This is a genomic window from Wenzhouxiangella indolica (genome assembly GCF_042310355.1).
In the GTDB taxonomy this organism is placed as follows: Bacteria; Pseudomonadota; Gammaproteobacteria; order Xanthomonadales; family Wenzhouxiangellaceae; genus Wenzhouxiangella.
In genome coordinates, this window is record NZ_JBHJMR010000004.1 from 98,546 (window position 1) to 111,814 (window position 13,269).

General features: G+C 63.4%; 11 protein-coding genes. 6 read left to right on the forward strand and 5 right to left on the reverse strand.

The features are described from left to right. Nucleotides 1–168: 168 nt before the first annotated feature. Nucleotides 169–1,548 carry a hypothetical protein gene (locus ACDC67_RS06975; RefSeq protein WP_376691777.1) on the forward strand — a complete coding sequence of 460 codons (1,380 nt, stop codon included), beginning with the start codon at nt 169–171 and terminating at the stop codon, nt 1,546–1,548. Between the two features lie 234 nt (nt 1,549–1,782). Beyond that, nucleotides 1,783–3,546, forward strand: a complete 1,764-nt coding sequence (locus ACDC67_RS06980; RefSeq protein WP_376691779.1) for a S8 family serine peptidase — start codon at nt 1,783–1,785, stop codon at nt 3,544–3,546. Nucleotides 3,547–3,553: 7 nt separating this feature from the next. On the opposite strand, the gene ACDC67_RS06985 is transcribed toward ACDC67_RS06980, so the two are convergent. From ACDC67_RS06985 to ACDC67_RS06995, 3 genes are all read right to left on the reverse strand, one after another. Beyond that, nucleotides 3,554–4,495 (reverse strand): surface lipoprotein assembly modifier, encoded by a 942-nt coding sequence (locus ACDC67_RS06985; RefSeq protein WP_376691781.1) that lies wholly within the window; start codon nt 4,493–4,495, stop codon nt 3,554–3,556. Nucleotides 4,496–4,628: 133 nt separating this feature from the next. Beyond that, nucleotides 4,629–5,426 (reverse strand): anti-sigma factor family protein, encoded by a 798-nt coding sequence (locus tag ACDC67_RS06990; protein ID WP_376691782.1) that lies wholly within the window; start codon nt 5,424–5,426, stop codon nt 4,629–4,631. Between the two features lie 10 nt (nt 5,427–5,436). After that, the gene (locus tag ACDC67_RS06995) at nt 5,437–5,922 is read right to left on the reverse strand and encodes an RNA polymerase sigma factor (RefSeq protein ID WP_376691784.1); all 486 of its coding nucleotides are present in this window, start codon (nt 5,920–5,922) and stop codon (nt 5,437–5,439) included. A gap of 205 nt (nt 5,923–6,127) precedes the next feature. Between ACDC67_RS06995 and rraA the strand changes: the two genes are divergently transcribed. The 3 genes from rraA (at nt 6,128) to ACDC67_RS07010 (ending at nt 8,744) form a co-directional block, all read left to right on the forward strand. After that, nucleotides 6,128–6,607 (forward strand): ribonuclease E activity regulator RraA, encoded by a 480-nt coding sequence (gene rraA / locus ACDC67_RS07000; RefSeq protein ID WP_376691786.1) that lies wholly within the window; start codon nt 6,128–6,130, stop codon nt 6,605–6,607. Between the two features lie 131 nt (nt 6,608–6,738). Continuing rightward, nucleotides 6,739–7,386, forward strand: a complete 648-nt coding sequence (locus ACDC67_RS07005; protein WP_376691788.1) for a lamin tail domain-containing protein — start codon at nt 6,739–6,741, stop codon at nt 7,384–7,386. 68 nt (nt 7,387–7,454) lie between these two features. Beyond that, on the forward strand, nt 7,455–8,744 hold the full coding sequence (locus tag ACDC67_RS07010; protein WP_376691789.1) for a lactate 2-monooxygenase: 1,290 nt from the start codon (nt 7,455–7,457) through the stop codon (nt 8,742–8,744). A 33-nt stretch (nt 8,745–8,777) separates the two neighbouring features. Here ACDC67_RS07010 and ACDC67_RS07015 read toward each other — a convergent pair whose 3' ends face one another. After that, nucleotides 8,778–9,548 carry an alpha/beta hydrolase gene (locus tag ACDC67_RS07015; RefSeq protein WP_376691939.1) on the reverse strand — a complete coding sequence of 257 codons (771 nt, stop codon included), beginning with the start codon at nt 9,546–9,548 and terminating at the stop codon, nt 8,778–8,780. A 200-nt stretch (nt 9,549–9,748) separates the two neighbouring features. Then, nucleotides 9,749–12,547, reverse strand: a complete 2,799-nt coding sequence (locus tag ACDC67_RS07020; protein ID WP_376691791.1) for a TonB-dependent receptor — start codon at nt 12,545–12,547, stop codon at nt 9,749–9,751. A gap of 134 nt (nt 12,548–12,681) precedes the next feature. On the opposite strand from ACDC67_RS07020, the gene ACDC67_RS07025 reads away from it, so the two are divergent. Further along, nucleotides 12,682–13,266: an inorganic diphosphatase gene (locus ACDC67_RS07025; protein ID WP_376691793.1), complete on the forward strand. Its 585-nt coding sequence runs from the start codon at nt 12,682–12,684 to the stop codon at nt 13,264–13,266. The last annotated feature ends 3 nt before the right edge of the window (nt 13,267–13,269 follow it).

Consider the following 13,269-nt stretch of genomic DNA (forward strand, 5'->3'; position numbering starts at 1 on the left):
AAAGAAGGGCGTTGACACCGGTCACGCGCCGCGCACCAGGGCCACGCGGCGTTTCTGAAATCGGCGGGAATAAACCCCCACCGACGTTCGTCAATCCTCCTGAAAAGTGCCGAAACGGGCCTTTTGGACGTCCAAGAAGACGATTCTCCCCTAGACGAGGAATCCGCAATGATATCGACCAAGAAATTGCTAGCTGCATTCCTGGCGTCGTTCCTGCTGATCGGCAGCAGCCACGCCATCCTGATCTCCGGTGGTTTCACCGGCAACTGGTTCAACCCGGAAACCAGGGGCCAGGGCTTCCAGCTCCAGGTCATGCCCGACGGCCGGGCCGTCGCGTTCTGGTTCACCTACGACGCCAACGGCAACCAGGTCTGGCTGACGGGCGAGGACCGCATCCAGGGCAATACGCTGGAGCTGCAAATGTCGCAACCGGTCGGCGCCAGCTTTGGACCGGGCTTCGACCCGGATGACGTAGAGCTGATCCCCTTCGGCACGGTCAACTTGACCTTCGAAGACTGCAATAGCGGCACGGCCACCTGGCAGAGCGACAATCCCGATTTCGGTTCCGGCGAGATGCCACTGCAGCGCCTGAGCAGTTCTGCCGGCGTCAACTGCACCGGATCTGCCGCCGACAACAACAGCGGCTCGGAGCCCATCCAGGACTTCCGCATTTCCCTGGTCAACGAAGGCGTTCACCCGCTCGGATCCGGCCACGCTGACTACGAGTCGCGCCCAGGCGAGATCGAGTTCGAAGTCGAAATCGAGGATGTGCCGGTCGGAACCTACACCCTGCTGGTCGACGGCATCGAACGCGGCAGCATCCAGGTCGTCCAGGACGACGACGAGACCGAAGGCGAGATCGAGTTCTCCGGCCCGATTTCCGACGACGACGATCTCCTGCTGGACTTCGACCCCCTTGGCGCGTTGATCGAGATCGATGACGGCGGCGTGATCATCTTCAGCGCCGTTCTGGATCCGGAAGCCGCGCCTCCGGGTGGTGGTGGTGACGGCGGCGGCAACGAAAACGCCCCGCCGTTCGGGAATTCCGAAACGGAAGTCGATTTCATCAACACCGGCATCGACCCGGACGCCAGCGGGGACGTAGAGCTGGAGCAGCATCCGACTCGGGTCGACTTCGATGTTGAAATCGAGGATCTCGACGTTGGCACCTACGAACTCTGGGTCGGCGGCGTGATGCGCGGCGAGATCGAAGTGATCATGTTCGACGACGGCGCCGAGGGCGAACTCGAGTTCCGGAACCCGACCGTCCCGGGCAAACTCCCGCTCGACTTCAACCCTGTCGGTGAAATGATTTCGATCGAACAGGGAGGCAACGTATTCCTCGAAGTCCAGTTCCCGACCGAGCTGGGAACCGGCGACGACGATGATGACGGCGGAAACGACGATGACGACGACGCCGGGAACGATGACGACGACGACGACGACGATGATGACGATGAAGATGAGGATGATGACGACGACGACGATGATGATGATGACGACGATGATGACGACGATGACGAGGACGACGACGATGACGACGACTGATCGCCTCGAAAAGCATCTTCGCAGAGCGTGAATCGCTCCCTACCCGCCCGGTTATCCGGGCGGGTTCTTTTCTGGCGCCGTCCTGCTAGAATCCGCTCAGAGATCTATTCGAATCTTCTCATGAAAGCGCTTCGTTCCTCCGCTACCGCCCTGATCCTTGTTCTCCTCTCCGGCCTCTCCCTGGCGGCCGGACAACCAACGAGTCTCATGGTCAGGCCGCCCCTGCAAACTTCAATGGCCGTCTCCATCCTGGTGGCCAGCGTCGGCCCGGGCGGCTTCATCGAAGACGATGCTGAAGACGACGCAGAAGACGATGCCGAGGACGATGCTGAAGACGACGCCGAGGACGATGCCGAAGACGACGCCGAGGACGACGCCGAGGACGACGCCGAAGACGACGCCGAAGACGACGCCGAGGACGACGCCGAGGACGATGCCGAGGACGACGCAGAAGACGACGCAGAAGATGACGCCGAGGATGACGCGGAAGACGATGCGGAAGACGATGCCGAGGACGATGCCGAAGACGACGCGGAAGACGACGCAGAAGACGACGCAGAAGATGACGCGGAAGATGACGCCGAAGACGACGCCGAGGACGACGCCGAGGACGACGCCGAGGACGATGCCGAAGACGATGCCGAAGACGATGCCGAAGACGATGCCGAAGACGACGCCGAGGACGATGCAGAGGGCGATGCAGAGGACGACGCCGAAGACGACTCAGAGGACGATGCCGAAGATGACTCCGAGGACGACGTGCAGGATGATTCGGACGACGACTACGACGACGATGATTTCGACGACGAGCCGGCGTTCGCGCCGCGTGATGCCGACGATGACTTGAGCGATGCGATCGTCGATGCGGTGGTCGACGACATCATCGATATCACTTTCAACGAGGCGGGCCAGCTCGTCAGCCGGAATGAACTGATCGTCCTCGCCCCCGAAGACCAGCTGCATCAACTGGCGCGCCTCTCACGCTACCGTCAGCTGAGCAACGAGCGGCTGCCTGAACTGGAAAGCCATCTCATTCGCCTCCTGGTGCCCGATTTGGTTCGGCTCGACCAGGCGCTCGCAAGCTTGCGCGAGGTGCTGCCCGACGCGGCGGTGGACTACAACCACAGCTACGAAGTCAGCCGAACGGATTCGGCGACAACGGCTTCCGGGGCCGTGACCCTGGCCGCGCAACGCTACAGGCCGGCGGAAATCCACGATGCGGATCGATATGCCGTGGGCATGATCGACAGCGGTGTGGCGGTGGACCACCTCGCCCTGCGCCAGTCACGGATCCGAACGCGTTCCTTCCTCGCGAGCAATCGAACGAGCGACTCCAGCCACGGCACGGCCGTCGCATCGCTGCTGGTGGGGCAGTCGCCGGACATGCTGGGTATCGCGCCCTCGGCCCGGCTCCATGCCGCCGAAGTCTTCTTTCGCGACCCCGAGTTCGGCCTCATCGCCACCGGCCACAGCCTGGTCCAGGCGCTGAGCTGGCTGATGGACAACGGCGTGCGGGTCGTCAACCTGTCCCTGGCCGGGCCCGACAACCGGGTCCTGCAACGATCGTTACAACTGGCGCGCGGCAAGGGCATCTACATCGTGGCCGCCGCCGGCAACGACGGCCCGGCCTCGCCGCCGCGGTATCCGGCCGCCTACGACGCCGTTTTCGCCGCCACCGCCGTCGACGCGCAAAACCGGCCCTACCTGCGAGCGGCGCGCGGCGATCACCTCGACTACGCCGCACCCGGCGTGAACCTGCTGGTGGCTGACGGCGCTTCCGTTGACGGCTATCAACGGGTAACCGGAACCTCCTACGCCACGCCTTTCGTCACGGGCCTGATCCTGCACCACCTGGCGCGATCCGGGGAGGCCGACATTGAGCCGCTGCTCGACGACGACGTCATTGACCTCGGCGAGCCGGGCCCCGACCCCGTTTTCGGCCGGGGCTTGATCGGCGCGAGCCTGCTCCAGGCGGCATCCGGCGAAGAACCTCGCTAGTGGGCCTTCAAAAAATCATTTCGAGCTGGGCTTCGATTCGGTTGTCGTCGTAATCGGCCGTCGAAAGGTTGGAGTCGTGGGAGCGGTGCTGGTAGGTCAGCAGACCAGTCAGGGATTGCGTGATCGGGAAATCGAACCGCGCGCGCCAGCGCTGCCGATCGTCGTCGCGGCGAACGCCGATCGAAGGCGTCACTGAATCATAATCGCGCTGCTCGAGCCGCCAGTCCAGGCGCACACGAACCGGCCGGTCGCCGTACCAGTTGAAGCGGCGCGACCAGCGCACGTCCACTCGTTGCCCGTCGTAGTCGAACTCGTCGGCTTGCGTGTCTTCGCGCTCGAAGCTATAGCCCAGGACGAAGTAATTCGTGGTGCCGTCGAGAAAGAAATAGAGATCGGCATCGCCAGCGTGCACATTGCCATCGCGTTCGGGATTGTCGGGGAATTCCTTGTTGCGGTAGTAGTAACCGGCCCGCAGGTAGGTTCGCTCGGTCAGGAAGGTCGTGAAGTACGGCGAGATGTGCTGGAAGTTGAGCAAGCCCTCGTTGTCCAGCCGGGCGTGCACGGCGTAGCTACGGACCCCGATGTCGAAATCCTCGAAATTCTGCTTCACGCCCAGGCTGACGTTGTGGATCTGCAGGTCGAACGCCGACAGGTCGAAGTAGGACTTCTGCGACAGGCTGTAGCCGACATCCAGGTCGGTGCCCTGGCTGAAGCGTTTCTCGTAATCGACGTCCAGGTCGATCACTGCCGCCGTGTCACCCTCGTTTAGGCTCTGGTCGAGCTCATCGACGGTGACCAGGTCGTCGTACTGCAGGCCGGCGGCCAGCGTGACCTCGATCGGCCAGGGCGTCCGCTCGGCGCTTTCCGGCGTCGACTCGTCCTGTCCGGACGCGCGTTCGTCGTCGGGCTCATCCTGCTGGGCCACGGCGACCGAAGCGGCCGCGATCATCCCCAACAGAGTCGCCCGGCAAATAATCCGGAGTAGTCGTCCTCCCCGGCCGGCACCGAAACTCGAACAGCGCCCCTGCTGCTGCGACACTTCCACCATTGCCTATCCCTCTTGTGTTGAAGTCGACACCCCCTCAGGGCTTCGACCAGTTTCGTTCGATCAATTCGGCTTCCGACTCGCCGACCATGATATCTCCGGCGGCATTCTCCAGGATGTAGCCGTCCAGCACGGACGAAGCCTGCCCGCTGGCCGCATGGAACAGGCCGGATTCACCAACCGGGCCGTCGACGCGCTGCATCAGCATTTCCTGCCAGTCGCCGCCCGACCGGCAGGCGATGGCGGCAAACGAAGACGGCGCGTCCCCGAGCGCCACGCGATACTGCCGGCAGTAGCGACCGTCGACATGCTCGAAGCTCATGTCCACGACGGCGCGCCCGGCGTCACCGAGCGACAGGACTTCGCCGGAAGCCTGCCGGTCGAGAAAACGTGAAACCTCGGGACTGGTCGACGGCAGCGCGCGAACCAGGGCGGGCTCGCCGGTTGAACCGTTGAACGATGCACCGGGGTTCAGCATCAGCAGCACAGCGATGCCCACCCCGGCCAGCACGGCCACGGCCCCGATGGCCTGGAGAGGCACCGGAATCACGTTCCACGATGTCAGGCGCCGAGCCAGCGCGGACCAGCGCGAGCGCTCCTTTCGGGGCGCGGGCTCGAGCATGGCGCTGATAGCAGGGGGCGCGGGGCGCCGGGCCGCTTCCCGAAAGTGCTGCCTGAGTGCGCGGTCGTTACGGGCCATCGCCGCCAGGCGCCGGCCCAACCCGGGATCGCTTTCCAGCGCGGCTTCCAGCGCCCTTGCGTCGGCACCGTCCAGCATGCCGTCCAGGTAGGCTGACAGCTGCTCGTCGGAAACGGATTGATTGCTGCTGGTCATCTCGCGTTACTCAACTCAACTCCAGGAGGCGCTTGCGCGCCCGGGCCACCCGGCTCATGACGGTGCCGATCGGAATATCCAGGATCTCGGCCGCTTCGCGGTAGCTGCATTCCTCGATCGCCACCAGCGCCAGTACTTCCCGCTGATCGACCTCGAGTTTCTGCATGGCCGCTTCGATCTCCCCGATTCTCATCATCGTCATCACCGCTCGCTCGCCATCGAGTTTATCCATGCGACGCTCGAGGTCGTCCTGACCCGGCGTCGTCATGCGCGCGTTCTTGCGGACCTGGTCGATCCACAGGTTTCTGCAGACGCGATACATCCAGGCGGCAAAGACCGCATCGTCGGGAACGCCCTTGTCGAGCAAGCGCTCGATGGTGCCCTGCGCCAGGTCGTCGCCGTCGTATCCGTTGCCGGTCAGCGCCGTAGCAAACCGGCGCAGTGCTTCAAGATGCTCGGCAATCGCTCGCTTGAGACGCTCCTCAGACAGATTCAATGCTTACCCTTCTTGACGGCTGTCGCAGCCATTCTATTCCCTTGCCATTGGCTTTCTGTCGTTGTGATGAGGCGATCACGGAGACGGTACACCAGAACTTCGGCGGCCGGGTTCAAAGACGGCCGAGCCGGCCGGTATACTCTGATCGAACGCCGCCAATTCAACGCGACGACTCCCGGAGCGTCGCCGAACCAGAAGGATCACCATGCGCTCGACACCCGATCTCTGCGACGACCACGCCGACGACGTTCAGGTTGTAACCGGCCTGCACTGGCAGTCCTACGGCGGCCGCGACCGATTCGGCGGGCCGATCGCCACGGTCAAATGCTTCGAGGACAACTCGCGCATCAAGGAGTTGCTCGCCACCGAGGGCAACGGCCGCGTGCTGGTCGTCGACGGCGGCGGCTCGCTGAGAAACGCGCTGATCGGCGACATGATCGCCTCGGGCGCGCGCGACCAGGGCTGGGCCGGCATCATCATTCACGGCGCCTGCCGCGATGTGGATGTGCTGCCCGACATCGATTTCGGCGTCTTCGCGCTCGGCTGCGTGCCGCGCAAGAGCGTCCGACGGGGCGAGGGCCAGGTCGATATCCCGATTCACTTCGGCGGCGTAACCTTCCGCCCCGGCGACCACGTCCATGCCGACGCAAACGGGATCATCCTGGCCGGACACGCGCTGAGTTGAACCATGCCGGGGCGGCTTGTCCCGGGCTTGGCGACCAATCGCAGCCCGGCTTCGCTGAACCGGCGCTGGCGATTGGCGGGACGCCGGCCTTATACTCGCAGCATCTTTCCAATTCGGTTGGAGCGTTTCCCATGCACATCCGCTACCTGCATCAGCGTTTACCTTGGCGATCTACGTTCGCCTTCAGCACACTTATCTTGCTGACCTGCCCCGCCTGGGGCGAGCTTCCCGCGGGCCAGAATCTGGTGCTCAGCGAAGTCTTCTACGACGCGGCCGGACCGGATGACCAGCTCGAGTGGGTGGAGCTGTACAACCGCGGTAACACGACCATCATGCTCACAGGCAACTACAGCCTGGGCTGGGGCGGAACGACTTACACCTACGGAACGCTCGACTTGGTGGGCAGCATCGGTCCCGGCGAAACCTTCGTCGTCGGTGGGCCCATGAGCAGTTCCAGCAATTACTCTCCGGCACTCGGCCAGGCCCAGGACTTCGATCCGGACATCCAGAACAGCGGAATCACGGCCGACGGCGTGGCCCTTTTCGATCTGCCGGCAGCCAGCCTCACCGCATCTACCGTGCCGGTGGATGCGGTGATCTACGGCGGCCAGAACGACAGCCAGCTGATCGACCATACCGGGCAGGCGCCGTCGCCGAATGTCGGCGACGCCGTCGGAGGCGAGTCCATAGCCCGAAACGCTGCCGGGTGGTTCATTCAGCCTTTGCCAACACCCAATCAGCAGGAATTCATTCTGTTCGCAGATCGCTTCGAAGACTGACATCCAGCCATGCCGGCTGCATCAGCGCGCGAGTGCGGACAAGACAGGTGAAGGAAAAGGCATCCGCCATGACTGATAACAAGGGAACGAACGGCACGGAACGCCAGAAGTCCATCTACCTCGGTGGCAGCGGCCGCAAACGCCCCCTGATATCGACGCGCGCCAGCCGGCTGGAGGAGCAAGCGCGCGGCCGGATGAGCGCCGAGGCCTTCGCCTACATCGCCGGCGGTGCGGGCGAGGAGCGGACGATGGCGGCCAATCGTTCGGCCTTCGACGATTGGCGCATCGTGCCGCGCTACCTGCGCGACGTCGAAGCCCGGAATGTCGAGATCGAGCTGTTCGGCACCCGCCTGCCCTCGCCCTTTCTTCTGGCGCCCATCGGCGTGCTCGAGATGGCCCACCCGCAGGCCGATCGCGCGGTCGCAAAAGCGGCGGCCGCCGAACGCGTGCCGTTCATCTTCTCCAACCAGGCTTCCGTGCCGATGGAAGAGACGGCTGCCTGCATGGGCGATTCACCGCGCTGGTTCCAGCTCTACTGGAGCAAGTCCAACGACGTCGTGGCCAGCTTCGTCGAACGCGCCGAGAGAAGCGGTTGTTCGGCGATTGTCGTCACGCTCGACACCACCCTGCTGGGCTGGCGCCCGCGTGACCTGGACCTGGCTTTCTTGCCTTTTCTCAGAGGGCAGGGCATCGCGCAATACACCAGCGACCCGGTGTTCATGCAGCAAGCCGAGGAACGACCGGATGCCGGGCGACCTCCCGAGGCGCCGCTGAACCACCACAGCGTCGCCACGGCCATCGCCCAGGCTCGCAACGTTCCGGGCAGCGCCTTCGCCAATCTCAAATCCGGACGCGCCAGACGGGCGGTCCAGCACTTTGTCGAAACCTATTCGCGCCCGTCGCTGACCTGGGATGAACTTTCCTTCCTGCGCGAGAAAACGAAACTGCCGATCCTGCTCAAGGGCGTTCTCGACAGCGACAACGCCAGGCGCGCGATCGACCACGGCATCGACGGTATCGTCGTGTCCAACCACGGCGGCCGGCAGGTCGACGGTGCCGTCGCCACGCTCGAAGCCCTGCCCGACATCGCCGACACCGTGGACGGGCGCATGAGGATCCTGCTCGACAGCGGCATCCGCAGCGGCGCCGATGCCTTCAAGGCCCTGGCATTGGGCGCAGACGCGATATGCATCGGCCGTCCATACGCCTACGCTCTGGCCATCGCAGGGGAGGCCGGCGTTCGCGAATTGCTGCAGAACTTCAAGGCTGACTTCGACCTGACCATGGGGCTGGCCGGCTGCCGGTCGATCGAACAAATCGACAAGAACTGTCTTTCGGCGTCAAAGCGCGCGGGCTGAGCCAGTCCGAACCCGCGATACGCGGCGCGAGCTTCAGTCGACCACTTCGGAGATGAACGAGTCCAGGCCCTCGCGGTAGCGCTCGCGCGATTCCAGGAAGCCGGTATTGTGGCCGCCCCGAATCTCGAGCCAGGAGCCGCGCTCGCCGGCAATCTCACGCAGGCGGCGACCGTGGTGGACCGGGATGATCTCGTCGTCGACGCTGTGGACCACCATCACCGGAAGGTCGCTGCGGCGGATGTAGTCGGCAGTGTTGAATTCAAGGCGCGAGAGCAGTCGCACCGGCAGCCACCAGTAAAGCTCGGCGCCGATGTCGGGTACCGAAGTGAACACCGATTCGACGATCAGGCCGGCGGCATCCACGCCAGTGGCAAGCTCGCTGGCCACCGCGCCGCCCATCGAACGACCGAACAGAATGATCCGTTCGGGCGCCACGCGCTCGGTCTGGGTCAGCCAGTCCCACGCCGCCCGCGCATCGCGATACAGCCCGGCCTCGGAGGGCTTGCCGCTTGATCGGCCATAGCCGCGGTAGTCGATGATAAGCACCTGAAGGCCCAGCTCGTGGAAGATCTCCAGGCTTTCGAGCCGGTGGGAGATGTTGCCGGCATTGCCGTGGAAGAACAGCAGCGTTGCACGCGGCCGCTCGTGCGGCAGCCACCAGGCGTGCAGTGTCTCCCCGTCTTCGGTCTGCAGGCTGATGTCCCGATGGGAAAGCCCGATGCGTTCGGGCGTTGCGACCAACTCACGCCCCGGCAAACCGGGCAGGAACAGCAGGCGCGGCTGGAGAAAATAGACCAGAAGCATCAGCAGCCCGTAGGCGACGATCAGCGTGATGAGCGCTCGGATGAGGATGGTCGACCCCACTGTCGGAAAGTGATTTCCCCGACAATGTACCAGCCCGGCGCCTCGCGCCGGGACGGTGAAAGCGGCGCCTCCACTCCGGAGCCGCCGCGATCAGCACACCAGACGAGCGATGACTCACTCGACGGGCATTCAACCTTCTATCAGAAGCGGCCCCGCAGGCCGGCGCTGAAGCTGACGCCGTACTCCTCCAGTTGCAGCACGTTGCCCGGCTGACCCTGGTAGAGCTGTAGCGGCTCGTCGGTGATATTGATGACTTCGACAAGCGCCTCGAACTGCTTGCTGAAGCGCCACGAAGCCGTCAGATCGAGCTGGGCATGGTCATCGACGTAGATGTCGAAGTTGGAATCATCCCCGATTTCGTCCAGGTACTCACCTCGCCGCGACCAGGCCAGCCGTGTCGACAGCGGACCACGCTCGAAGCCGAGGTAGACGTTGGCGACCGACTCCGAAGCCTGGGGCAGCGCGAAGGACTCACCCGGACGCTCGGCGACGGTGAAGTCGGTATCCATTTCCGTCAGGTTGGCACCGAACAGGAAGCCGTCCAGTTTATCGCTCCAGACCGCGAGGTCATGCTGGAAGTTGATCTCGATACCGGTGCTTTCCCCACTTGTACCGTTGATCGGGCGCTCCACCTCGAAGCCCGGGAACTGCGCATCGTCGGTGGTGACGAAGTCGATGACGAAATCGTCGATATCCTTGTGGAACAGCCCGACCGAGAAAACGCCGGCCTTCGGGAGATACCAGTCGAACATCAGGTCGATATTGGATGAGACGATCGGGTCCAGGTTCGGATTGCCCGCCTCGACCTCCATATCCTCACGAATGATCACGGTGCCCGGCGACAGGTCACTGAAGCTCGGTCGCGCCAGCGTGTTCGTCCAGGCGGCACGCAACACGATATCGTCGAACCCGTCATAGCGAAGAAGCAGCGCCGGCAGCAGTTCCGAATAGCTGTTCGATGCGCTGATGGGCGTTATGCCGGAGACCTCATCGTTCTCATTGAAATCGATCTCGCTACCCCGCGTGTCGAAGTCGGTGTCCTCCAGGCGGGCACCGGCGATGATGCGCCAGTCGTTGATATCGAAGGTCCCCATGACGTAGGCCGCCGTCACATCCTCGCTCGATACGAAATCACCCGATCGCGACAGCAGAATGTTCTCGCCGATGTCCTGCGGACGCTCGTCGAAATCGCCTCGATTGCTGGCGAAATAGCGGCGGAACTGACGTGAGCTGATGCCATCGCCCAGGCTCCCGAACGGGAAGGCGAAAGGTGCAGTGCTGAACTGATCCAGGTTGAGGCCCGGTACGGCCCGGAGTTCGATTTCGTTGACGTCGACGTCCTTGTCCTTGAACCGTGCGTCGGCGCCAAACTTCAGGGTAAAGCGATGACCGGCGCCAAACAGGAATTCGCGCGCCAGATTGAGGCTGAAATTCATATCCTCTTCGTCAACGAATTTCGACTCCATCACGACCCGGTCGAGCAGGAAGTTCTCGTTGCGCAGGATGTCGTCGGCAGCCGCGCCGCCGCGTGTGACATCGAACGTCGGAATACCTGATCCGAAAGCGACAGCGGCATCGACGTCGGCGCCATCGAGTTCGAAACGCCCTTCCATTTCGTCCGGCGTGGTTTCACTCGCCTCCGAGTAGCCAGCCCGGTAGTCGATGGTCCAGCTCTCGAGACGATGTTCGCCGCCGAGCGCGAGCGCGAAGGTGTCCTGCTCCTTGGTCCGGAAGCGGATCCTGCGCCGAACGCCATCGGCCTCCACATCCGTGAAACGCGCGATATCGCCGTCCAGCGCTGCAAGGTCGCCGTCTTCCCAGACGTTGATCGAGCGCTGACGCGTTTCGGCGTCGTTGAACTGGCTGTAGAGCGCGTTGAAGAAGTACCGGTCACGGTAGGAAGGGCGGAAATCGAGGTTCAGGTGCGCACCGAGGCGATCGCGCGTGACGAAGTACTTGCGCTGCTGCGTCTCGATGGGAACGAAGCTCTCACCGCCGGTGGCTTCATTGTCGAGGAAATCGTATTCCGTTTCGATGTTGTCGGACTGGAAATCACGTTCCAGGTAATTGATGCCGAACGAAATGCCGACGTTGTTATCACCGCCGAAGGCATCGAGCACGTTGCTGTAGGCGAGTTCACCGCGCACACCGTTTTCATCGCCCAGGTCGGCGCGCAGGCCCTCGATGCGGTAGCGAATCACCTGGCCTTCGCTATCGAAGGCCGAGGGCGAAACCACGTTGACGGCACCACCGATGGCATCACCCGGCATGTCCGGCGTGGGCACCTTGACCACTTCCAGGCGCTCGACCGAGCCGGTCGGAATCAAATCGAGCGGCAGCTCCCGGTTGCCGTCCTCGGGCGTGCCGATCCGCATGCCGTTGAGGCTGACGTTGTTGAGATTGGCGTTCAGGCCCCGGATGGTCACGAAACGACCCTCACCCTGGTCGCGGGTGACCGAAATGCCGGGCACGCGCTGCAGTGCCTCGGCGACGTTCTGATCGACGAAGTTGCCGATATCGTCTGAAGACACGATGTTGGTGATGGCATCGGCGTTGCGATACTGGTTGAGCGCGTCGGTGGCAGCCTGGGCCTGGCTGCGAACCTCGATACGGTCCAGCTCGGCGGCCGAACCCAGGCTGACATCCAGTTGCGCACGCTCACCGGCGACGACGTTCGCGCTCTCGGTGCGTGATTCGATACCCAGGTAGTCGAATCGGACCTCGATCGAACCGGCCGTCACACCGCGCAGCAGGTACCGGCCCGCTTCGTCCGTGGCGGCGGAAGGACCATCGGGCTCGGCCGTGACGCGCACGCCCTCGATACCGCCGCCTTGCGCATCGGTCACACGACCCTGCACGTCACCGGTCGACTGCGCCGACGCATCGAATGCGACAAACAGGAAAAGAAGGGCAACTGCCCTGAGAATCGTCGAATGCATGCCTGACACCCTCTTGAAAGATGAGTGTCATAGGCTAGGAAGCTACCGCTACGGCAAAGTTGCGCCGGCGTGACCGTTTCATTACGCGCAGGGCTCTTGTAGCGCACTCTCACAGAACAGAACCGGAGACAGACATGCTCAAGATGCTTCAAGTTGCTTTCTTGCTGATGGCCGCAAGCGGATTGCAGGCTGCCGTCATACACCCATTCGAAGTACCGCAGCCCGACAGCGCACCCCAGACCGTCCTGGCCGGCATCGAGATCTCGGCCGGCAGCTTCTCCAAGTACGAAATCGATCCGGACCATGGTCACCTGGTACTCGACCGCTTTCAGACCATGCCGGTAGCCTACCCGGCCAACTACGGGTTTCTACCGGCCACGAATGCGGCCGACGGCGACACGATGGACGTCCTGGTACTGACGCGTGAAGCTGTCGTGCCGGGGGCCTTCATTCGCGTCAGGCCGATCGGCATTCTCCGCTTGCTCGACGGCGGCGAGCGCGACGACAAGATCATCGCGGTCCCGGCCGGGGATGTGGACCCGGACTACGCCGACGTTCACGAACTCTCCGACCTGCCGAGCGCCCAGAGAAAACGGATCGAGGCCTTCTTCCGCGTCTACAAGGATTTGCCGGAGGGGCGAAAATCGATCGAGATCGAAGGCTACGGGGATGCCGATGCAGCGCGCCAGGCCATCATCGAGGCAACCGAATCACCCTGATCG

Bases quoted from the DNA above. Each gene is read 5' to 3' on its own strand.
- ACDC67_RS06975 (WP_376691777.1), top strand. From the start codon at position 169: ATGATATCGACCAAGAAATTGCTAGCTGCATTCCTGGCGTCGTTCCTG.
- ACDC67_RS06980 (WP_376691779.1), top strand. From the start codon at position 1,783: ATGGCCGTCTCCATCCTGGTGGCCAGCGTCGGCCCGGGCGGCTTCATC.
- ACDC67_RS06985 (WP_376691781.1), bottom strand. From the start codon at position 4,495: ATGATCGCGGCCGCTTCGGTCGCCGTGGCCCAGCAGGATGAGCCCGAC.
- ACDC67_RS06990 (WP_376691782.1), bottom strand. From the start codon at position 5,426: ATGACCAGCAGCAATCAATCCGTTTCCGACGAGCAGCTGTCAGCCTAC.
- rraA (WP_376691786.1), top strand. From the start codon at position 6,128: ATGCGCTCGACACCCGATCTCTGCGACGACCACGCCGACGACGTTCAG.
- ACDC67_RS07005 (WP_376691788.1), top strand. From the start codon at position 6,739: ATGCACATCCGCTACCTGCATCAGCGTTTACCTTGGCGATCTACGTTC.
- ACDC67_RS07010 (WP_376691789.1), top strand. From the start codon at position 7,455: ATGACTGATAACAAGGGAACGAACGGCACGGAACGCCAGAAGTCCATC.
- ACDC67_RS07015 (WP_376691939.1), bottom strand. From the start codon at position 9,548: ATGCTTCTGGTCTATTTTCTCCAGCCGCGCCTGCTGTTCCTGCCCGGT.
- ACDC67_RS07020 (WP_376691791.1), bottom strand. From the start codon at position 12,547: ATGCATTCGACGATTCTCAGGGCAGTTGCCCTTCTTTTCCTGTTTGTC.
- ACDC67_RS07025 (WP_376691793.1), top strand. From the start codon at position 12,682: ATGCTCAAGATGCTTCAAGTTGCTTTCTTGCTGATGGCCGCAAGCGGA.